The following is a 21,865-nucleotide window of genomic DNA, read 5'->3' as shown; positions in this document are numbered from 1 at the left end:
TATGAAAATCAAACATTTAAAATATTGTATAGTGCTGTCCTTACTTTTTGTTTATGGATGCAGTAATACCAAGTATCTTCCAGAGGGCGATCTGCTGTATACAGGCGGTTCTGTGACAGTGAAGGATTCTGTTATGAAAAAGAAAGAAAGAAAAGAACTGGAGAAAGCTTTGGAAGGCTTATTACGTCCTAAACCGAATAAACAATTCTTAGGCTTTCGCCCAAAATTATGGTTTTACAATATAGCCGGAGAACCCACGAAAGATAAAGGAATACGATATTGGCTCCGAAATAAAGTCGGAGAAGAACCTGTGCTTTTTAGCAAAGTCGATCTCGATTACAATGCCAATGTTTTGAGAAGTTTTGCAGAAAACCACGGTTATTTTAAAGCCAGAGTCAGCGCCGATTCTACTGTTCGGAACAAAAGAGCAACAGCAGAATATACCATTCAGCCGAGAAAGCAGTACAAAATAAAAGAAGTTAAATTTCCGGAAGATTCATCCGCTTTAGGAAAAGCCATCGCCAGAACCAAACGCAGATCATTGCTGAAAGAAGGAAATCCATACGATCTGGATATTATAAAGACCGAACGCGAACGCATTGACGCCAGACTAAAAGAAAGAGGGTTTTACTATTTTAATCCCGATTATATCCTGGCTCAGGTTGATAGTACCAAAGGTGATCATTTAGTCAATATCAAATTAAAAATAAAAGAGGAAACTCCCGAAAAAGCCCGAGAGGCTTATAAGATTGATAAAATTATAGTATATCCCAATTTTTCGGTTTCGAAAGACACTATTCGATATAAAAAAGAAGACATCGTTCAATACAATGATTTTACTATTATTGACACGGCACATACTTTTAATCCGAGGGTTTTCGATAGGGCAATACTTTTCAAAAAAGGAGATTTATATAATCGGAAAGATCATAATCTTACGTTGAATCGTTTTGTAAATCTGGGTACTTTTAATTTTGTAAAAAATGAATTCAAGCCATCCGATAGTGTAAAAAACACTTTGGATTCGTATTATTATCTAACGCTTTTGCCAAAGAAATTCATCCGTTTTGAAGTTTTGGGCAAAACCAATTCGGCGAGTTATACCGGTTCTGAAGTCAATGTAAACTGGAATAATCGAAACCTGTTCGGAGGCGCTGAATTACTTACTGTTTCTGTTTTTGGCGGTGCCGATTTTCAGCTTGCAGGCGAAAACAAAGGTCATAATATATTCAAGCTAGGAACCGAAACCAGCCTGACGTGGCCCAGATTTATTACGCCGTTTAATATTCAGGGGAATAGCGAATTTGTTCCCAGAACCAAAGCTACGCTTCGGTATGAATATCAAAACCGAACACAATTGTATTCGCTGAATTCCTTTAATGCTTCGTGGGGTTATTTGTGGCGGGAAAGTATCAGGAAAGAACATCAGTTAAACGTCATGGATATTACCTATGTAAGTCCAAATAATGTAACGCCAGAATATCAGCAAGATATTAAAGATGATCCGGCATTAGGAAAAATAATCGAGAAGCAGTTGATTTTTGGACCAACCTATTCGTACACGTACACCAATACGATGCAGAAGCGTAAAAAACATACCTTCTATTTTAACGGAGAATTGGATTTGGCTGGAAACATAACGGGTTTGCTGACTGGAGCCAATATCAAGAAAAAAGATACCGTAAAAATATTTGATGTTCCGCTGAGCCAGTACGCAAAAGTGAAAACAGATTTTAGACATTATTTAAAACTCAGTAAAGACACTGAATTGGCAAGCAGAATCATCGTTGGCGTCGGATTGCCTTATGGAAATTCAGGTGTTATGCCTACATCAAAACAATTTGTATCAGGCGGAACCAATAGTATTCGTGCCTTCAGAGCCAGAACACTCGGTCCCGGAAATTTTTTCAATACAGCAACACCGAATTCTTCTTATTTGCCTGACCAATCAGGGGATTTAAAATTAGAATTTAGTTCCGAATATCGGGCAAAACTTTTTAGTATTGTCAACGGAGCGCTGTTTGTAGATGCTGGAAATATTTGGCTTTTGAACGCCGATCCCCTTAAGCCCGGAGCCGAAATTTCCAAAGATTTCATGAAAGATATTGCTGTTGGTGCCGGAGCCGGTCTGCGGTTTGACTTGTCGTTCCTTATTTTGAGGACAGATCTGGCACTTCCGCTCAGAAAACCTTGGTTACCCGAAAATGACAGGTGGGTAATTGACGATATTGATTTCGGAAGCAGTTCTTGGCGAAAAGAAAATCTGATTCTCAATATTGCGATTGGTTATCCTTTTTAAAAAGATTTGGATGAAGGCTAAATGTTCATACAGAATGATTTTATAAAAAAAAGAAAGCTGTCACATAATGACAACTTTCCTTTTTACTATCAATTAAATTTATAATATTTCAATCATTCTTGCAGGTTTTGGTTTAACCTCTTCACGTTTTGGAATAGATAATAATAAAATACCATTTTCATAACGGGCTTGAATTTTATCTTCATCCACAATGTTTTTAGGTAATTCAAAACTTCTCTGGAATGATTGATAACTAAACTCTCGACGGGTATAATTTTCGTCTTTAGTTGTTTGTTCATTTTCTTTGGCAGAAGAGATTGTAAGACGGTTGCTGTCTAGTGTGATTTTGAAGTCATTTTTATCCATTCCTGGAGCAGCGACTTCAACTTCGTAGTTATCTGATGTTTCTTTGATGTTTACCGAAGGCAGTGTTGTACTTGTTGTTGAATAATTGTTATTTTCCCAATTGAAAAAATCACGGCCAAAAATATCATCAAAAAACAAACGATTTACAGGTGGTAATTGACCAGCATTTCTTTTAATAAGATTCATAACGGTTTAATTTTTAAATTGTTAAACAAATATTATATTTAATCTTGCGCAAGATATATACTTAAAAACAAAATATATGCCATTTTAAAAAAATGACATTTTTTCAGAATGAGGTTGAAAAAATGTCATAAATTCCTTTTTTATTTTAATCGAAAATCATCTTGTTTGTCTTAGGGCTAAAGTGAAACATTGGACATTTTAAAAAAAAGAATTAATTTGGCTAAAATAAAAGAATGAAATGCAAAACTTAATTAAAAGAATAATAGCTGCAGCTGTAGTCGTAGTCATAATAATTTTGGCTTTCAAATTTTGTGAGTTCAAGAAAGAAGATAACTCATCTTTGGACTATAATACAAACCTGATTCAGCAACAAATTGTCAATGTTGGCAAATTAGTTGTTACCGAAGGACATTTTTCGGAAGTCGTGACCTATAAAAATCAGCAGAAATACATGATGGATATGCTTTCGTTCGAGAAAAAAGCATTGATAATCGTCAACGCAGATGTAACTGTTTCGTATGATCTGCATCAAATGAAATACGATATCGACGAAGCCAATAAAACCATCACTATTCTAAACATCCCAAAAGAAGAAATAAAAATCAGCCCCGACATCAAATTTTATGATGTGGAGCAAAGTCAGATGAATCCGTTTACAGGCGATGATTATAATAAAATCAACAAATCAGTGAGAGCAAATTTAGCCAAGAAAATAGAGAAATCTTCCTTGAAATCCAATGCGCAAAATCGTCTCATTAGCGAACTTTCCAAGATTTTAATTCTGACGAATACCATGGGCTGGAAACTGCAGTACAACGGTAAAGAAATCTCAAGCGAAAAAGAATTACAACAGGATTTAAACACGAATTTCACGAATTAGCACGAATTTTTTAAAAAAAGTCCTTATTTGTCATTCCGTAGGAATCTCATACAACGTGACTTACCAACGGAGATTCCTACGGAATGACAATATTGAGAATATGATGCGTAATAATCGGGACTTTTAAAATTTACTAAATCCACCAATTATTTTGACGACATTACCTTAATACAATGTAATTCGTGTAATTCGTGTTCAATTTTTTAAATAGAGCCATTTCGTGAAATCTAATTTTTAACACAATATAATTCGTGTCAATTCGTGGAATTCGTGTTTTATTTTTTTTAAACAATCTCATTTTCAAAAATCAATTCCAGTCCATTCGAAATTAATTTCTCGATTTCGGGACGCTGCTTTTTTAGGTTTTCCAAATGAAGAAGCACTTCCTCCATCAAGTTTTCTTCGTTTCGGGAGTGCAAAAGTTCAGCCAATTCTACAGAAAGTAACCAGTCGTTCGGATGGTTATTTTGAAGTTTTCTAAAAATCGGTTCCAATGAAGTCGAAGTATCATTAGACTCCCGAATGCTTCTGACTGTTTGATATAAAATTTCTAAATCATCTCTTTCAGCGGTTTGTTTGGCTTTAATCGTTTTGCTCGAAGGAATATGTGAAATCAAATCAAAGCTATTCACATCAGCAGGGCCTGCAAAAGCCGAAACCAGTTTTTTGCCCACCGCCATATCATAATTGCCCCATTCGGGTCTGAATAAAACAGTGTCTCCGTGCGTAACCGTACAGTTTTTGAAACATATTAAAATGATTTCCCCATGCAGATTTCTCTTTCCTGTAATGATTTCTCCAACTATTTTTATGTCACCTTCAAATTCCAAAGTTGCAGTTTGTCCTTCATAAATATCGTATGCCTTTAAATCACGCGGACTCATATCTTCGATGGCTAGATTGATACCTTTCAGTTTGCCAATCGGGCTTCCAAAACCTTCTGGATGTGTTTCGGTTCCGTGTCCAACCAATTCTTTTTCGCGGTAGGCCAGAGCCGTTTTTCCTGTGGTTTGAAAATAAATCGGTTTTCCATCATGCTCAATAACATTCGTAAATACACCCGAAATCTGCAAACCAGTGCTTAACTCAACAGTTCCCAAAGCTTTGGAATGAATCAGTTTTTCAACCCCAGACAAGCCTCCTGTTCGTAACGCCATCGTATTGGCAAATTCTTCGAGAATCAGACTCAAATAAGCAAAATCGGGAGTGACGTACAGCTGTGGCTGTAATTTGGTGATATCAAAGCTTTGATGGACAGCCGAAAAATCATAAGGGATTTTCTTGACGTTATCGGTCATGCACCAAGCACTTTCACCAATGGATGATAATAAACCGGCGCCGTATATTTTTGGGTTTTCCAATGTGCCAATCAAACCATATTCTACCGTCCACCAATGCAGGTTTCGGATTTGTGCCATTTCAGACAGTTCACCCATATTATTCTGCAGGTCTTCGACAGCTTTTTCGGCAGATTCAATTTCGCTTTGCGGAGTGTCTTCAGCTTCTTTTAAAATAGAAAGCAACCTAATCGCTTCGTACATTTCGTAATCTTTATGCGAAGAAATCGCCTTACATCCTATTTCTCCAAAACGGCGCAGGTATTCTGCATATTCAGGATTGGCAATAATAGGAGCGTGGCCGGCACCTTCATGAATAATATCGGGAGCGGGAGTGTATTCAATATGTTCGAGTTGGCGAATGTCGGACGCGATAACCAAAACATTATACGCCTGAAATTCCATAAAAGCATTCGGCGGAATGAAACCATCAACGGCCACCGCAGCCCAGCCAATCTCACTGAGAATGCGGTTCATTCCGTACATGCTCGGAATGCGGTCAATCTCAATTCCTGTTTTTTTCAAACCATCCAGATATGAACTGTGAGCTACTTTTGAAAGATAATCTACATTTTTACGCATTACATATCTCCATACAGCCTGGTTTACAGGAGTATATTCACTGTAATCCTGAGGTTTGATAAATTGCTTTAAATGCTTTGGCAAACGGTCTAGTAAAGGATTGCTTTTTATTTTTGAGTTCATAACGAAAACGATGTAGTTTTAAGCAAAAGTACAATTTTAGGACACGAAAATGAATTTTTTAGTTATGACTTTAACAAACTAAGATATTATATCTTTTTTATTGTAATCAGTATTACAATGTCTTGAAACTAATTACCGCATATTCGCAGATTTTATTGTTTTGTAATCTGTGAATCTGCGGTAATTTATAATCAGTTTTTGTCTTACAAAAGCGGATGCCTTCCTTCGTGTCTGAAATACTCAATTTTATAGTTGAACATTTCGGCCATATTTTTTGCTCTAAGTTTGGCTTCTTCGGCCAATGGGCCTGCAAAAAGAGTGTCGACTGTTTCCGTAAAAATTTCCATCCAGCGGGTAAAATGATGTTTTTCGACCGGCAGCTGTCTGTGTGGCGGAAAAGGACTTCCAGAATAGGTATGTTCTTCCAGTAGGATAGTCTGCCAAAAACGATACATTTTTTCCAGATGTTCTGGCCAGCGGTCGCCTATTTTTTCGTTGAAAATGGCACCAATCAGCTCGTCTTTTTGCACGGTTGAGTAAAAGGTATTGACTAATAATTTGATGTCTTCTATATTTGAAATGTCTTTGTTTGTCATGATATTTTTATTGTAAAAATGCTCTTCCAAAGATACGGTATAATTAAAAAGCGATAGAAAATGAATTGTTAATTTATCCTATCAATTGGGTGAATAGGTCGTGTCTTTCGTTGAGATAACGATACTCAAATCCTTTAACATTCATGTTTTTTTTGATCGCATCAATATCATTCGGATTCTTTAATTCCAGTCCCACAACTACCGATCCTACTTCGCGGCTGTTCTTTTTGGCAAACTGAAAATAAGTGATGTCATCGTCAGGACCCAAAATATCATTTACAAATTCCTTTAAAGCTCCGGGACGCTGCGGAAACTGTATCATAAAATAATGCATCAATCCTTCGTAAAGCAGGGAGCGTTCTTTTATTTCGGCGGTTCTTTCGATGTCGTTGTTGCTGCCGCTAACAATGCAGACTACAGTTTTGCCTTTTATCTCTTCCTTGTAAAAATCCAGTGCTGCTATAGTCAATGCTCCTGCAGGTTCCACGACCATGGCTTCTTCATTATACAAACGCAATATGGTAGTGCAGACTTTTCCTTCGGGAACGAGTATGATATCGTCTATGTTTTTTTGACAGATTTCAAAAGTCAGGTCGCCAACCTGTTTTACCGCTGCGCCATCGACAAATTTATCGATAGTGTCTAATGGAGTATTCTTGTAGTTGGCAATTGAGGTTTTCATAGACGGAGCGCCTTGAGGTTCGACTCCAATAATTTTAGTGTTTGGACTCAATTGTTTGAAGACTGTTGATAATCCGGAAGCCAGTCCACCTCCACCGATGGGGATAAAAACATAATCAATAAGTTCATGGTAATCGTCCAGTATTTCCAGTCCAACAGTTCCTTGTCCTGCTATTACTTCTAAGTCATCAAAAGGATGGATGAAGGCTTTGTTGTTTTCGGTGGCATCTGCTACAGATTTTGCGTAAGCATCATCAAAAGTATCGCCTGTCAAAACGATTTCTACGTAGTTTTTACCAAATAATTGTACTTGTTTTACTTTTTGTTTTGGAGTAGTTTTTGGCATGTAGATTTTGCCCATTATTTTTAAAAGATTGCAGGAATAAGCAACTCCCTGAGCGTGATTTCCAGCGCTGGCACAGATGATTCCCCGCTCTTTTTCAGAATCGGTCAGGATAGACATTTTATTGTAGGCTCCTCTTATTTTATAGGAACGGACTACCTGCAGGTCTTCACGTTTTAATAATATTCTCGATGAAAACTCTTCGGATAAATTCATGTTTTCTATCAGCGGGGTAGGAGAGATTACGCCCTGAAGCTGTTTTTGTGCTTGCTGTATTGCTGTAAATAAAGTCATTTTTGCAGTATTTGGAATTTAAAATTTTTGAATTTTATCATTTATGAATATAAAATAATCTAATTTTTATCCCCTCTCCTTGGGAGAGGGCTAGGGTGAGGAAAAACAAAAAGAATGTTTTATATTCATAAAAGGTATTAAAAAGAATTTATCAGGTCTAATTGCTGGATTGTTTCGTTGTCTGTTTTACACGTATAAATGCAATAATCATTTTCCTGAATAATAGGAACGGTATTGATAATTGATATGATCTGCTTTGCTTTTTCGTCAAAATTTAAAAACTTTAATAATAGAATCTGATGAGTAGAAAGCTCGGTTTCAGTCTGTGAATAACATTTAAAAACTTCGATGATTTTTTCCATTTGATGCACTAGGTTTTGAACGGCCGATTCTGTTTCAATAAGCGTAATCGTAAAACGATATAAATTTACTGTTTTACAGAAAAATACTGTGAAGCTGTATATGTTTGTTTTCCTTCGAGTCAAAATAAGGACTACTTTGTTTATTAATCCTTCCTGTTTTTCACTGAAAAGTGTTATTGTAAATTCTTGTTTCATTATTGGATAGTTTGTTTTTTGAATAAAAAAAAGCCTTTCTTCATTTGAACGGAGAAAGGCTTTATTAGAAAATAGAATCCTGACTCGTCATGTGAAACGAATAATAATAATTACGATGCTGATAATTGCTGCTGAATTTTTCATGTTTGTTTAAAATAAAAAACCTCCCGAGGCGGGAGGTTTCATAAATTGTATATTGATTACTTTTTTATATAACACCCCGCCATAATTATCGAATGATAATTATAATAATGACAATGATGATGTTAATTAAGTTCTTCATTTTTTGTGCTTAGACTGCAAATGTATTCATTTTTTGACTTGACTAAGAAAATAAACTATTATTTTTTAGCTTTTGGAAGAGCTGGCGGATATTGTGCTAAAATCTGAGTTACTATATTATTGACAATCTCGTCCTTGCGATCCATGTTTTTAGAAAGAGTTCCAGTTCCTTCGCCCTGCCAGATCAATTCTTTCTTTTTGGCATCGATAAGGTCAATGTATAATGTTCCTTCGGTAGATGAGCTAACGGTCGTGTGGCCTCCATACATCATATACGGATTCCAGCCATAACCCCAGCCGTAACCCCATCCAGCGTTGAATTGATTTACACTCACTTCCTCACGGGATTTGGTGAAAATATTAACTAACAAATCAGGATTGTCACTTTTGGTAAATCCTTTGGCTTGCAATTGCTGATCAATAGCATTGAGAATTCTTTTTTTGTCCAGATCGGAAATTTCAACTTTGTCAATACCCGATTTCATAAATGCAAAAGTCTTGTACTGCTTAAAATCGACCGCTTTATCATAATCAGAATATACTTGTACTGAGTCACAAGAGGCAGCTATGAAAAGTAATAAAAGAGGAAGGAATTTAAATGTTTTCATGATTTATGTGATTTTATGTTCTAATAAATTGGTTCAAAAATCGTACCAAGTTTAGTTTCTTAAAGTTAGATGATTTATTTCTACTTTACAAAGCTTTTAACAAATTGTGTTATTGCTGTAAATATTATTCTAATAATTTATCATCTACCAAATTTGGCAATGTAACCTTTAACAAAGGCTCTGCTTCCATAGCTCTTTTTATAGCAAAAACAGCTCCTTCGTTTCTTGCCCAGCTGCGTCTTGAAATTCCGTTGTTGACATCCCAAAAAAGCATCGAAGCCAAGCGGCGTGAAGCCTCTGGAGTACCGTCTAGCACCATCCCGAAACCGCCGTTGATTACTTCGCCCCAGCCCACGCCGCCTCCGTTGTGTATGGAAACCCAGGTTGCACCGCGGAAACTGTCGCCAATTACATTGTGAATGGCCATATCAGCTGTGAATCGTGAACCGTCATAAATATTGGAAGTTTCGCGGTAAGGCGAATCAGTTCCCGAAACATCGTGATGATCACGGCCTAAAACAACTGATCCGATTTCTCCCTTGGCAATCGCCTGATTGAAAGCTTCGGCAATTTTTACACGGCCTTCAGCATCAGCATAAAGGATTCGGGCTTGTGAACCTACAACCAGTTTATTTTCCTGCGCACCTTTTATCCACTGAATATTATCCTGCATTTGCTGCTGAATTTCTACTGGAGCAGTTTTGGCCATTTCTTCCAAAACCTGACAGGCAATCGCATCAGTCTTGGCCAAATCTTCCGGTTTTCCAGAAGCGCAGACCCAGCGAAACGGTCCAAAACCATAGTCAAAACACATTGGTCCCATTATATCCTGAACATAACTTGGATATTTGAAATCAATATTATTTTCGGCCATAATATCAGCACCAGCGCGGGAAGCTTCTAGTAGAAAAGCATTTCCGTAATCAAAAAAGTAAGTTCCTTTGGCAGTATGTTTGTTAATGGCCTTTGCATGACGGCGCAAAGTTTCCTGCACTTTTTCCTTGAATAAATCAGGATTGTTTGCCATCATTTCATTAGCTTCTTCAAATGAAATTCCAACCGGATAATAACCACCCGCCCACGGATTATGAAGCGAAGTCTGATCGGAACCCAAATCAATATACAGGTTTTCTTCATCAAATCGTTCCCAAACGTCTACCACATTTCCGAGGTAGGCGATTGAAACCGTTTCGTTATTGGCTTTTGCCAAAGCTACTCTTTGCACCAATTCGTCAAGATTCTCAACCACTTCATTAATCCATCCCTGACTGTGGCGAATGTGTGTAATTTTCGGATTTACCTCGGCACAAACCGTTATACAGCCCGCAATATTTCCCGCTTTCGGCTGAGCACCGCTCATGCCGCCTAGCCCTGAAGTCACGAATAATCCGCCTTTTGGAGCACGTTTTATTTTTCTGAAACCATTCAAAACCGTGATCGTCGTTCCGTGCACAATTCCCTGCGGGCCTATGTACATATAACTTCCCGCAGTCATTTGTCCGTATTGCGAAACCCCCAAAGCATTCATTCGTTCCCAATCATCAGGTTGAGAATAATTTGGAATCACCATTCCGTTAGTAACCACGACTCTTGGAGCTTCTTTATGCGAAGGAAACAACCCCATCGGATGACCGGAATACATTGTCAAAGTCTGCTGATCGGTCATTTCCGACAGGTATTTCATCGTCAGTAAATATTGCGCCCAATTCGAAAAAACCGCACCGTTTCCGCCATACGTAATCAATTCGTGCGGATGCTGTGCCACCGCATAATCCAGATTGTTCTGAATCATCAGCATAATAGCTTTCGCCTGTTCACTTTTCCCAGGATATTCCGAAATTGGCCTTGCATACATTCTATAATCGGGACGCAGACGGTACATATAAATACGTCCGTACGTTTCCAGTTCGTGTCGAAATTCAGGAATTAATTCGGCATGATGTTTCGGCTCAAAATAGCGTAAAGCATTACGGAGCGCCAGTTTTTTCTCGTCTTCGCTTAAGATTTCTTTCCGTTTCGGCGCGTGGTTAATATCTGCCTCATACGGTTTTGGCTGTGGTAATATAGAAGGAATTCCTTGTTGTATCTGTTCTTGAAAAGTCATTTTTTTTTAGATTTTAGATTGCTGGATTATTAGATTATTAGATTTTTTGAACAATCGAATAATCTAAAAATTGAATAATCATTTTATAATTAAAATGACAAACTAAGGATACCGTATATCTGACCTATGGTAGGACTTATGAATTTTAATTTTATATTTTAAAGAAAGGATGTCCATTTCGTTTATGAATTGCCTCCTGCTTTAGCTGGAGGAATAATAAATTATAAATCAAATTGGCTTTAGCCAAATATATCTTTTGGCTAAAGCCAGATTGATTGTCTTCTTATTTTCATTTCTCCAGCTAAAGCAGGAGGCAATTGATTCATTTTGATTCTATATTTAATACTGAAATCTAAATTCTGCCTTCTGCAGTCTATATTCTATTCTCTTTATTCTATTTTCTAATCTCTCCAGTTTTCTTATCAAATCCATACGGACAATGACGACAGCCGCTTTTACAGCAATAGCCTCTTTTGAGATGGTATTTTTCGGTGAAGCATTTGTAGCCTTCAGGTGTATAATAAAAATCTTCGCCCTCAGTTAATTTATTTTCATTACTTTGTTCTGCCATTTTGTTTTTATGCTGAAATCTGCCAAAGGGCAATTGTGTTTTTCTTTGAATTTGGCTAAATTGCCTCTACAAATCTATAAATTTTATAATCAATGTATGTGATCGTTGCCAAATATTTAATCCCAAAAGGATATCGCGGTCTCACGGTCTTCCCGTTTGTGATTATAAAATATCGCTTTGATTCTAAAAATAAAATATTGGTAAACCATGAAAGAATACATATCCGACAGCAATTGGAACTGCTTGTTCTGCCTTTTTTTCTTTGGTATTTTGTCGAATATGCGGTACGTTTGCTGCAGTACAGAAACACCAATTTAGCTTATAGAAACATTAGTTTTGAAAGGGAAGCTTACAGTAATGAACTCGATTTGGATTATCTAAAAACAAGAAGAATTTTTAGTTTTTTGAAGTATTTAAAAGTTTAAAAAATTCAAATTAAGAATCTGCATAAATCTGCGAAATCTGCGTGCCAATTTTTAAGTACAACAAAATAACCATAGATTTTGAACCAAAAAATAACATATAACGGAATCACCCTCGAAATCAAGCGGGAAGACTTGCTTCATCCTTTTATCTCGGGGAATAAATTCCGAAAGATGAAGTACAATCTGCTACAGGCAAAAACTGAGAATCAGGAAACACTTCTCACTTTTGGCGGAGCCTATTCCAATCATATAGCAGCGGTGGCGTATGCTGGAAAAGAGCAGGGTTTTAAGACCATTGGGATAATTCGCGGGGATGAATTGGGAGATAAAATTGCTGAAAACCCAACCCTAAAATTCGCACAGGAATGCGGAATGCAGTTCGAATTTGTAACCAGAGAAGCTTACCGGCACAAAACCGAACCTGAATTTATAGACGGTTTGAAACAGAAATTCGGTTCATTTTACCTTGTGCCAGAGGGCGGAACCAACGGATATGCGATAAAAGGCTGTGAAGAAATTCTAACCGAAGAGGATGCCACGTTTGATTACGTCTGCTTGGCGGTGGGGACAGGCGGAACCATTTCGGGGATTATCAACAGCGCATTGCCACACCAAAAAGTTTTGGGATTTCCAGCGCTAAAAGGCGACTTTTTAAAAGATGAAATTCGTAAATTTGCCCACAATGAAAATTGGGATTTAATAACCGATTATCATTTTGGCGGATACGGAAAGGTAAATGAAGAATTGATCCAGTTTGTCAATCAGTTTTACCGACAAACTGGAGTTCCATTGGATCCTGTTTATACTGGAAAGATGGTTTTTGGCGTTATTGATTTAATTCATAAGAACTTTTTTCCTGATAATTCTAAAATTTTATTGATTCACACTGGAGGATTACAGGGAATTCAGGGAATGAACACACTTTTGAAAAAGAAAAACAGTACATTAATTCAATTTCAATAACAATGGCAAAATCAATGACAATATCGAAACATCCTAAATCATAAAATCAAAATATGTTTAAAAAAATAATTTTACTCTTTGTGATTATGTCCTTGATTGGATGTGGTTCTTCAAAATCAAAAATCCAGACTACTAAAAAACCGGTGGGCTGGAAGTATTCTAAGCCAATTCAAAACGGAAGTAGTGGCTCTGCATCCAAAACCAAATCGAATGCTGAATTAGTAAATGGGTACGTAGCCCAATACAACAGTGTTGCTATGGGCAATATGAAAACTTATGGCATTCCCGCCAGTATTATTCTGGCGCAGGGAATTTTGGAATCTGGTGCAGGACAAAGTGATTTGGCGGTAAATGCCAATAACCATTTCGGAATTAAATGCCATGATTGGACGGGCGACAAAGTGTATAAAGATGATGATTCTGCCAACGAATGTTTCAGAAAATACAAGCAGGCTTCCGAATCGTATAAAGACCACGCGATGGTTTTAACAGGTAAAACTAGATATGCTAATTTGTTTAAATTGCCGAAAGGTGATTACAAAGCGTGGGCAAAAGGCCTGAAAGATGCCGGATATGCTACTGATCCGAAGTATCCTGAAAAATTAATAAACTACATTGAAACCTATAATCTGCATCAGTATGATTCTAAGGTTTTGGGAAAAGAAACTAAAAATGCAGAGACTAAAGTATTAGTGCAGGATGATTTTGGTTCAGACCAAGCTAATCTTTATGAGATTCAAAAAGGAGATACCTTTTATTCGGTTTCCAAAAAATTCAATTTAACAGTTGAAGAATTAAAGCAGAAAAATAATTTAACAGATAATACGCTTTCGATAGGACAGAAGCTGATAGTAAAGTAAGTTGGCAGTGTTCAGTTTTTAGTATTCAGAAAAATTTAAAATCAAAAATCATATTTCGTATATCGAATATCATAAATCGTAAATAAAAAATGATCTATCAAAGAAGCAGTCAGCTTTTTGCTGAAGCAGAAAAAGTAATTCCAGGAGGAGTAAATTCGCCAGTTAGGGCTTTTAGAGCCGTGGGAGGAACACCAATATTTGTAAAAAGCGCCAAAGGTGCTTATTTGTATGACGAAGACGGAAACCGTTTAATCGATTATATCAATTCCTGGGGACCAATGATTTTGGGGCACGCATACGAACCAGTGGTGGAAGCGGTGACTGAAAAAGCGAAGCTCGGTACTTCTTTTGGGATGCCGACCGAACTGGAAACCCAAATCGCATCACTTGCGGTTTCGATGGTGCCGAATATCGATAAAATCCGTTTTGTGAATTCGGGAACTGAGGCTTGTATGAGCGCAGTGCGTTTGGCGCGCGGATTTACCAAAAGAGACAAAATCATAAAATTTGCCGGCTGTTATCACGGTCATTCCGATTCCTTTTTGATTCAGGCGGGAAGCGGTGCGGTGACTTTTGGAACACCAAACAGTCCTGGTGTTACTGCGGGAACTGCCAAAGACACGCTGCTTGCCCAATACAATGATCTGGAAAACGTAAAGACATTAATTGAAGCCAATAAAAATGAAATCGCTGCCATTATTATCGAACCAGTTGCCGGAAATATGGGATGTATTCCGCCGGTGAAAGGTTTTCTGGAAGCTTTGCGCGAACTGTGTACGGCAAACGGAATTCTGCTGATTTTTGATGAGGTAATGACCGGTTTCAGATTGGCAAGAGGCGGTGCGCAGGAATTATTAAATATCAATGCCGACATCGTTTGTTTCGGAAAAGTTATCGGTGGCGGACTGCCTGTGGGTGCTTTTGCAGCGCGTGAGGAAATTATGAATTATCTTGCTCCATTGGGACCAGTTTACCAAGCGGGAACTTTGTCGGGGAATCCACTGGCGATGGCTGCTGGATTGGCAATGTTACAGGCTTTGGACAATGATCGTGAAATTTTCAAAAGACTGGAAGAAAAAACAGCTTATTTGGGCGCAGGAATCGAGAGAGTCTTGAAAGCGAATAATGTTGTTTTCACAATCAATAGAACGGGTTCTATGATTTCGGTTCATTTTGATGCGAATCCGGTGACTGATTTTAAATCGGCGGGTGCTGGTGATAATGAGACTTTCAAGAAATTCTTCCACGGATTGGTAACCGAAGGTGTTTATATTGCACCATCTGCTTATGAAACTTGGTTCATCACTGATGCATTGACGTATGAAGATTTAGATTTTACTATTAATGCGATAGATAAGGTTTCCAAAACGTTTTAAAATAGTTCAATTGATATTCAGCTGATTTTTACACAATATTGTCATTCCGTAGGAATCTTAAATTGATTGCTCACTTTATTTAGATTCCTACGGAATGACAAAATAGAACAATAGAAATTCGAATAATGAAAAAATATATTATTATACTATTCTCTTTTTTCTTTTTTAGCTGTGATATGTGGGATGATAGATTAACGGTTGTAAATAGAACAAACAAATCTTTAGTTGTCTGTACTAGACTCTGGGTTTCTGACACGTCAATTTATACCGGAAATAAAAAAGATATAGATTATTTTTATTCCTATGAAGGTGCAATTCCCTCTAATAATTTTAAAAGATTTATTAAAAATGGAAATTGGGAGCTTAGTTTTGAAAATGACACCTTGGTATTTTTAGTTTTTGATAAGGAAACTATTCTCAAAAAGCGTATCGAAAAACCAAATGATGACTATGATATAGAAAAAATAATATATGTTTCAAAAGACTATATAAAAAAGAACGACTGGAAAGTTGTTATTGATTCTAATAATACAAATAGGGTAATTAAATTATAATTTGATCGCTCGGATTTGTTAACATCAAATTACGCTATTCAGAAAAGAGATATTTACAAGGGTTAAAAATATGGTAAGTTGGCACGCAGATTTTACAGATTTGTGCAGATTTCTCTTTAGATGAAAGTTTTTTGGATAATTTCAAAAAAGCAGTACTGCTGATTTTTAGCCCCGATCGTAGTGGAAATCCTTGTGGGCTGGTCCCGATAACTATCGGGAAGCCCGCAAGATTGCAACGGAGAGCGGGAGGGAACTTCTTGAGAAGAACTAATCTTTCTGCTCCAAAAACAAACAAAACTCAGGTTTTAAGATTAATTGAAAAGGAAAATCCGCTAATCCGCTAAATGGCAATTGCTGATTAGTGGATTTTTAAAAAGATCTTAAAGGTTTAGATTCCTCTTCTCTCTCTTAATTTTTCTTTCATTTTCCCTTTGTTTTCTTCTCTTATTGTAAGCCATTTTTGATATTGATCGGCAGATAAAATAGCTTTCATTTTGGCTTCTGTATCTGCTTTTTCGGCCTGCATTTTATTTTTTAAAGCGGTTCTTTCTTCTGAAGTCATTTTTTCTCCGCTGTCTTTTTTGGTGTCTCTTTGAGCTTTGAGGTCTTGTGCTTTGGCGCTTTTTTCTGCTAAAATTTTACCGACAGCTTCCTGCTGTTTGGCATCCAGATTTAATTCTTTGGTTAAGTAAGCCAAATGTTTCTGCTGACGCTGTTCCGGAGTTGTTTTTTCCCGGTAGGAGTCACCAGGCTGCGGTGTGCTTACCTGCGCAAATCCAGATACTCCAATCCCAAATACTAAGGCAATTATTAGTGTTTTCATATTCTATTTGTATTTAAGTTATATGGATAAGACAAATATAACGGTCAAAGGTTTAATGCTTTACCTTTTATTTCAAAAAAAGGAGCTATGCTTGAAATGTTTTTGTTTGAGGTATTATAAAATTTCTAACAAAAGAAAGAGCAGCTGTTTGTTAACTTTTAGATATAATAGCATCATAAAATCATTTCCGAATCGTATTTTTGAAAATCAATATAATTCACAGCACATGATTTCTGTACAGGAAGCTTTTTCGATATTACAAGATAATTTGCCAGTTTTGCCAAAAGCAGCGTATCCGCTTTTTGAAGCGAGAAAACATATTTTGGCTGAATCACTTTTTTCGCCAATCAATATGCCTCCTTTCCGCCAGTCGGCGATGGATGGATTCGCTTTGTGTCTGCATGATGCCTTGGTTTATGAAATTATAGGCGAAGTAAAAGCGGGAGATTCCCATAAGGTTGAACTGCTTCCGGGGCAGGCCGTGAAGATTTTTACGGGTGCAGCTGTACCTGATTCGGCGCAAGCTGTTATTCAGATTGAAAAGGTTTCTGTCGACGGGACACAATTGTTACTGGATGAATTGGTAGATCCCGAAACCAATGTAAGACCAATTGGGGAACAGATTTCGGCAGGAGATCTGGCACTCGAAAAAGGAAAGATTCTGAATGCGGCAGCAATTGGTTTTTTGGCAGGACTTGGTTTTACAAAAGTCAGTGTTTATCAAAAACCTAAAGTCGGAATTGTAGTTACAGGCAATGAGCTGTCCAAGCCAGGAATACCGCTTGAATATGGAAAAGTTTATGAAAGCAACGGTCTTATGCTGCAGTCGGCACTGCGTGATGCGTATTTTGATGCGGTAACTTTATATGAAGTAAATGACGATTTTGTAAATACTAAAAATAAACTCCAGGAAGCTTTAACTGCTAACGATGTGATATTAGTTTCTGGAGGAATATCGGTTGGTGACTATGATTTTGTGGCCCGCGCTTTGAAGGAGCTTAAAGTAGAAACCTTATTTTATAAAGTAAATCAAAAGCCAGGAAAGCCTTTATTCTCGGGAAAACTGAATGATAAAATGGTTTTTGCATTACCGGGAAATCCTGCGGCCTGCCTGACATGTTTTTATGTATATGTTCTGCCTACACTAGCGATTTTATCTGGTGCCGAAGCTAATTATCAGCAGGCGGTTTTATTGCCAATTGCTCATGATTACGAAGTAAAAAATACACGCTCCCAATTTTTGAAAGCGAATATTGTTAATGGAGAAGCAGCAATTTTGAGCCATCAGGCTTCATCAATGCTCAATTCTTTTTCTGTTTCCAATGGATTGGTGTATGTTCCCGATGGAAATTATGAATTGAAAAAGGGGGATACCGTTGAGGTATATTTGTTATAAGCTGTTTTGAAATTTAGTTAGTTTTAGGGAGCACTTTTTCAAAAGCTCTTCTTTCGCCTCCTCTAAAATATACTTTGCCACAATATTTGTAACCCGATTTTTCAAAGATTTTCAGCATAGCGGCATTATCAAAATTGGTGTCTGATTTGACGCTGTAGATGTTATTAGTTATGGCAAAATCTTCTATGCACTCCAGCATTTTTTTTGCTAAGCCTTTGCCCAGATAATTTTCAGAAATTGCTACACGGTGAAATACGACAAAGTCATCATTGGTTAACCATTTGCCTATAATTTTAGCATATTCGGGTTCGTCGTTTATCAGTATTGCTGTATAGCCAATTATGTTTTCTTCTTCGGTTAGTACAAATCCGTGACCTGCATTGATATCTTTTTTTACTACTTCCGGATTGGGATAACCATCCTGCCATTGTTCACTGCCATCTTCTTTTCTGCGGGTTATGGCTTGTTGTAAAATATCCCAGATTGCAGGGATTTCAGAAGCAGTGGCTTTTCTAAAGGAATAATTCATTTTTACTGTTTTTTTATTTCAGAGCCCATAATTGAGCAATGTTCTTTGCTGCAAGATTATAATCTGTCTTTTTTGCATTTTCATTTCTGTAATTACAGAATACAGGATCTTCATTAAATAATGATTTTGCTAATTCTCTTCCGGCTATTGTGATGGCTGTTGTTTTATCGAATCTGTTCTTTTGGAATTTTGCAAATGCTTCATCGTGTGTTTTTGCTTCTTCCAAAACGGATGCTAATTCCCATGCATCTTCTATCGCTTGGCACGCGCCTTGTCCGGATGTAGGTAACGCGGCATGTGCGGAATCCCCAATCAGACAGACGTTATTTTTGTGCCAATTTGAAATAGGGTTGTGGTCGAATACCTCAATATACTTGATGTTTTCTTCTTTGCTTAACTGTAAGGTTTTTTGAATTTTTGGTGACCATGAGGCGAATAATTTTAATAATTCCTCTTTGTTGTTTTTGGTTTTAAAAGATGAATTAAGAGGCAGTGATTTACCGCCGGCCCAATATCCTTTGAATTCGGTTATCGGAACGATTCCAAAACGTTCTCCGCATCCCCAAAAATCCAAGACAATTTCAGCATTTGAGAAAATAGGTTTCTCGCTTTCGACTATTCCTATCCAGTTTACAAAATTCTGATAAACAGGTTTATTATCTCCATTGACATACTCTCTCGCAACCGAATTCATTCTTCCGTCTCCGCCAATTACAATAGCTGCTTTTATTTCAGTGCCGTTATCAAATAAAACAGTTGCTTTATTGTTTTTGCAAGATAGTTGCAGGGCTTTGTGATTATAGAAAACGGGGATTTTTAGATAGTTTGCTTTTTTTAATAAAATTTCCTGCAGTTCTTTTCTGCTTATTGAATAACTGGTTGAACCAATTGTTGTGTCAATTGTAGAAACATTAATGGAGCCTAAGAATTCTTCTTTATCAGTCCAGCGTTCCATTTGTTTTATTTGGCCTCCAATTTTTTGGACTTCTGTTAATAAATCTAGTTTATCGAGAATTTTACTTGCATTTGCCCATAGAACAATACCTGCACCAATTGTAGTTGCTGTTTCTCTTTGCTCAAAAATGGCTATGTTTTCAAATCCTTTTTGGCGCAAAGCTATTGCGGTGGTCAATCCGCCGACACCGGCACCCAAAATAACAATATTTGTTTTTCTGTCCATTTTTATGCTTTCGTTTTTTTACTCAATCAATTCAAATGCAATACTCTCTTTTTCTTCACCGTTTATAATGATAGAAAGTTTCTGCTGTCCTGCGTAGAATTTTCGGGTAGTAATCAGTTTAAAACTCTGTTTCCGATTAATGAGCGAAGATTGATTTGCTTCAAAAATCCGTTCACTTATTTTAAAAACTTTCTTTGAAAGCTGTCCGTTCTGTCGAAGATAATAAACAGCATATTCCAGTCGTATGGTTTGTGGTTTTTCGTCGTTATTCTGAATAGAAAATGAAAACTCCAAATGGTTGCCAATAGCAACTTTTGGTGTGTTTATCTTGAAATTGGCAACTGCTACTTTTGAACTGTCGAGTCCAAAATGTTTTAGAATTTCAGTATTTCCTTGTTTCAAAAGCGTTCGGCAGGCGTGTTTGACTATCGCATCGGTTTCTTTTGTGTGTCCTTTCCATCTGCTGGCAATTTCAATGACTATATGTGAATTATCTTTCGCAATGTCGTTCAGGTTATTGGCTACGCTTCGCCTTACATATTCGGATGGATCCGCTTTTAGAATATGTAATATCGGCAAAATAGGTTCTGGATTTTTTTTGAGTTCAGGAATTGCCATTGCCCAAGGCAAACGGGGTCGGCAACCTTCGGAAGCAAGTCTTCGAACATGATGATTAGGTGATTCGGCCCACAGTTTCATCACTGCGAGAGTTTTATCAAAATCGTGTTTCAGGAATTCCCGAATGGCAAATTCCGAAGAACCAAACTGTGTGTAATATGCCAATGCTTCCATCGAAGTTTCAAAATCGTGAACACCAAACTGCCCAATATAATCAGGAAAAATGAGCGATGTATAACCTCTGGGACTGTTTGGAATTACAGCGTTTAATAGTTTTACAGCTTCTTTAAAATCGGCTGGGAGATGATTTTTGAGTGTTATCGTAGTAAATCGCAATCGTTCATTCAGTGATCTTTTTTCTAATCCATTTGTAACTGCTTCTACAAATTGCTGAATGTTAAAACCTGCATCCGCTCTATTAAATTGAATTGCCAAATGTTCGTAGAATTCTGTATTGAACATTTCCTTCAGTTCTGTTGCCATATTTTTTTTGGTTGGGTTATGGAAAAACAAAAAACACTTTGATAAAAATCTAGAGGCTTGGAATAGAAAATATGTTTTATTTTACTTTTCTATTTTCTGGATTTTGAAGATTGTTCCAAAACGAAACTATTTCAATTCTTTCGAGATTAACTTCATAAAAGATCAAATATTTTTTCATCGGTATAACTCTTGTGAATTTATTTTTACATAATCTACCAATAAAATGACTTTGTGAAAGAGTATTTGTTAAATCTTCTATTTCGTCAAGGAGTTGTAAACTATAATTTGCATTACCGTTTCGTTCGAAATAAAATTCAAGAGTATTTTTTAATTCCAGCTTAGCTAGGTTAGACCAGACTATTTCTCTTTTAGCCATGCCCGCATTTCAGATACAACTTGAGTGTTTGAAGAGAATTTTCCATCGGCAATTTCTTGTCTTCCTTGCTGAATTTGGTTTTCCTGCTCCAAAGAAGTTTCATACAAAGATTGTTCCGAAGAATCGAAGATAGTTTGAAGAGCTTTTAAAAATGTCAAATCTTTAGAATCTTTTATTCTAGAAATTAAATTATTTTTTATTTGAGCTGTCGTATCCATAACTTCAATTTTATACCCCAAAGATAAGATTTTATTTGTTTAAGCAAATGATGCAAATAGATTTCTATTTTAGCAGTTTATTCAGCTATGCTAATTTCAGAACTTAAAATAATTTGGGCGTGACCCTTTAGATTGCTTCGTCGTTCCTCCTCGCAACTACGGGTAGGGTTTTCCGTTCCCGCTTCCCGATGAAAAAATCGGGAGAGCTCCACTTCAACCCCTCACGCGAGGCAGTAATCAGAAAGAACCTTCCTG

22 protein-coding genes are annotated in these 21,865 nt (G+C 36.9%); 8 read left to right on the top strand and 14 right to left on the bottom strand.

The genetic code is table 11. The features are described 5' to 3' along the window. Position 1: 1 nt before the first annotated feature. The gene (gene tamL / locus ABEG11_RS07010; protein ID WP_348823469.1) at positions 2 to 2,299 is read left to right on the top strand and encodes a translocation and assembly module lipoprotein TamL; all 2,298 of its coding nucleotides are present in this window, start codon (positions 2 to 4) and stop codon (positions 2,297 to 2,299) included. A 99-nt stretch (positions 2,300 to 2,398) separates the two neighbouring features. On the opposite strand, the gene ABEG11_RS07005 is transcribed toward tamL, so the two are convergent. Then, positions 2,399 to 2,851 carry an Hsp20/alpha crystallin family protein gene (locus tag ABEG11_RS07005; RefSeq protein WP_348823468.1) on the bottom strand — a complete coding sequence of 151 codons (453 nt, stop codon included), beginning with the start codon at positions 2,849 to 2,851 and terminating at the stop codon, positions 2,399 to 2,401. A gap of 238 nt (positions 2,852 to 3,089) precedes the next feature. On the opposite strand from ABEG11_RS07005, the gene ABEG11_RS07000 reads away from it, so the two are divergent. Continuing rightward, positions 3,090 to 3,731, top strand: a complete 642-nt coding sequence (locus tag ABEG11_RS07000) for a DUF4230 domain-containing protein (RefSeq protein WP_348823467.1) — start codon at positions 3,090 to 3,092, stop codon at positions 3,729 to 3,731. 284 nt (positions 3,732 to 4,015) lie between these two features. Here the strand turns inward: ABEG11_RS07000 and ABEG11_RS06995 are convergent, their stop codons facing one another. The 7 genes from ABEG11_RS06995 to ABEG11_RS06965 all read right to left on the bottom strand — a co-directional run bounded on the left by ABEG11_RS06995 (position 4,016) and on the right by ABEG11_RS06965 (position 11,809). Then, on the bottom strand, positions 4,016 to 5,773 hold the full coding sequence (locus ABEG11_RS06995) for an aromatic amino acid hydroxylase (protein ID WP_348823466.1): 1,758 nt from the start codon (positions 5,771 to 5,773) through the stop codon (positions 4,016 to 4,018). 203 nt (positions 5,774 to 5,976) lie between these two features. Then, entirely contained in the window at positions 5,977 to 6,369 is a 393-nt protein-coding gene (locus tag ABEG11_RS06990) for a group III truncated hemoglobin (RefSeq protein ID WP_348823465.1), read from the bottom strand. 73 nt (positions 6,370 to 6,442) lie between these two features. Next, a complete protein-coding gene (gene ilvA, locus ABEG11_RS06985; protein WP_348823464.1) occupies positions 6,443 to 7,687 on the bottom strand; it encodes a threonine ammonia-lyase IlvA in 1,245 nt (414 codons plus the stop codon). Positions 7,688 to 7,824: 137 nt separating this feature from the next. Continuing rightward, positions 7,825 to 8,244, bottom strand: coding sequence for a hypothetical protein (locus tag ABEG11_RS06980; protein ID WP_348823463.1), 420 nt, complete (start codon positions 8,242 to 8,244; stop codon positions 7,825 to 7,827). Positions 8,245 to 8,585: 341 nt separating this feature from the next. Next, entirely contained in the window at positions 8,586 to 9,134 is a 549-nt protein-coding gene (locus ABEG11_RS06975) for a DUF4136 domain-containing protein (RefSeq protein WP_348823462.1), read from the bottom strand. A 124-nt stretch (positions 9,135 to 9,258) separates the two neighbouring features. After that, the gene (hutU, locus tag ABEG11_RS06970; RefSeq protein WP_348823461.1) at positions 9,259 to 11,238 is read right to left on the bottom strand and encodes a urocanate hydratase; all 1,980 of its coding nucleotides are present in this window, start codon (positions 11,236 to 11,238) and stop codon (positions 9,259 to 9,261) included. A 394-nt stretch (positions 11,239 to 11,632) separates the two neighbouring features. Then, a complete protein-coding gene (locus ABEG11_RS06965) occupies positions 11,633 to 11,809 on the bottom strand; it encodes a C1orf53 family protein (protein ID WP_348823460.1) in 177 nt (58 codons plus the stop codon). A 92-nt stretch (positions 11,810 to 11,901) separates the two neighbouring features. Between ABEG11_RS06965 and ABEG11_RS06960 the strand changes: the two genes are divergently transcribed. The 5 genes from ABEG11_RS06960 to ABEG11_RS06940 all read left to right on the top strand — a co-directional run bounded on the left by ABEG11_RS06960 (position 11,902) and on the right by ABEG11_RS06940 (position 15,987). Then, on the top strand, positions 11,902 to 12,234 hold the full coding sequence (locus ABEG11_RS06960) for a hypothetical protein (protein ID WP_348823459.1): 333 nt from the start codon (positions 11,902 to 11,904) through the stop codon (positions 12,232 to 12,234). A 78-nt stretch (positions 12,235 to 12,312) separates the two neighbouring features. Beyond that, positions 12,313 to 13,197: a 1-aminocyclopropane-1-carboxylate deaminase/D-cysteine desulfhydrase gene (locus tag ABEG11_RS06955; protein ID WP_348823458.1), complete on the top strand. Its 885-nt coding sequence runs from the start codon at positions 12,313 to 12,315 to the stop codon at positions 13,195 to 13,197. Between the two features lie 53 nt (positions 13,198 to 13,250). Continuing rightward, the gene (locus ABEG11_RS06950; protein WP_348823457.1) at positions 13,251 to 14,057 is read left to right on the top strand and encodes a glucosaminidase domain-containing protein; all 807 of its coding nucleotides are present in this window, start codon (positions 13,251 to 13,253) and stop codon (positions 14,055 to 14,057) included. 89 nt (positions 14,058 to 14,146) lie between these two features. Next, positions 14,147 to 15,433, top strand: coding sequence for a glutamate-1-semialdehyde 2,1-aminomutase (hemL, locus tag ABEG11_RS06945; RefSeq protein ID WP_348823456.1), 1,287 nt, complete (start codon positions 14,147 to 14,149; stop codon positions 15,431 to 15,433). Positions 15,434 to 15,558: 125 nt separating this feature from the next. Then, positions 15,559 to 15,987, top strand: coding sequence for a hypothetical protein (locus ABEG11_RS06940; protein ID WP_348823455.1), 429 nt, complete (start codon positions 15,559 to 15,561; stop codon positions 15,985 to 15,987). 388 nt (positions 15,988 to 16,375) lie between these two features. On the opposite strand, the gene ABEG11_RS06935 is transcribed toward ABEG11_RS06940, so the two are convergent. Then, positions 16,376 to 16,810, bottom strand: a complete 435-nt coding sequence (locus tag ABEG11_RS06935; protein ID WP_348823454.1) for a DUF4890 domain-containing protein — start codon at positions 16,808 to 16,810, stop codon at positions 16,376 to 16,378. A 226-nt stretch (positions 16,811 to 17,036) separates the two neighbouring features. Here ABEG11_RS06935 and ABEG11_RS06930 point away from each other — a divergent pair, with 226 nt between their 5' ends. Then, a complete protein-coding gene (locus ABEG11_RS06930) occupies positions 17,037 to 18,206 on the top strand; it encodes a molybdopterin molybdotransferase MoeA (RefSeq protein ID WP_348823453.1) in 1,170 nt (389 codons plus the stop codon). Positions 18,207 to 18,219: 13 nt separating this feature from the next. Here the strand turns inward: ABEG11_RS06930 and ABEG11_RS06925 are convergent, their stop codons facing one another. The 5 genes from ABEG11_RS06925 to ABEG11_RS06905 all read right to left on the bottom strand — a co-directional run bounded on the left by ABEG11_RS06925 (position 18,220) and on the right by ABEG11_RS06905 (position 21,610). Continuing rightward, positions 18,220 to 18,735: a GNAT family N-acetyltransferase gene (locus tag ABEG11_RS06925; RefSeq protein ID WP_348823452.1), complete on the bottom strand. Its 516-nt coding sequence runs from the start codon at positions 18,733 to 18,735 to the stop codon at positions 18,220 to 18,222. A 13-nt stretch (positions 18,736 to 18,748) separates the two neighbouring features. After that, positions 18,749 to 19,915 (bottom strand): FAD-dependent monooxygenase, encoded by a 1,167-nt coding sequence (locus tag ABEG11_RS06920; protein ID WP_348823451.1) that lies wholly within the window; start codon positions 19,913 to 19,915, stop codon positions 18,749 to 18,751. 18 nt (positions 19,916 to 19,933) lie between these two features. Continuing rightward, the gene (locus ABEG11_RS06915; RefSeq protein WP_348823450.1) at positions 19,934 to 21,016 is read right to left on the bottom strand and encodes a DNA alkylation repair protein; all 1,083 of its coding nucleotides are present in this window, start codon (positions 21,014 to 21,016) and stop codon (positions 19,934 to 19,936) included. 76 nt (positions 21,017 to 21,092) lie between these two features. Further along, a complete protein-coding gene (locus ABEG11_RS06910; RefSeq protein WP_348823449.1) occupies positions 21,093 to 21,392 on the bottom strand; it encodes a type II toxin-antitoxin system RelE/ParE family toxin in 300 nt (99 codons plus the stop codon). Beyond that, complete coding sequence (locus tag ABEG11_RS06905) at positions 21,374 to 21,610, bottom strand: hypothetical protein (protein WP_348823448.1); 237 nt, start codon at positions 21,608 to 21,610, stop codon at positions 21,374 to 21,376. Before ABEG11_RS06905 ends, ABEG11_RS06910 begins: the two co-directional genes overlap by 19 nt. Positions 21,611 to 21,865 lie beyond the last annotated feature (255 nt).

This window comes from Flavobacterium aestuarii (assembly GCF_040049115.1).
GTDB classification, from domain to species: domain Bacteria; phylum Bacteroidota; class Bacteroidia; order Flavobacteriales; family Flavobacteriaceae; genus Flavobacterium; species Flavobacterium aestuarii.
The sequence above is the reverse complement of the archived record's forward strand: the minus strand, read 5'-3'. Positions and strand labels throughout refer to the sequence as shown.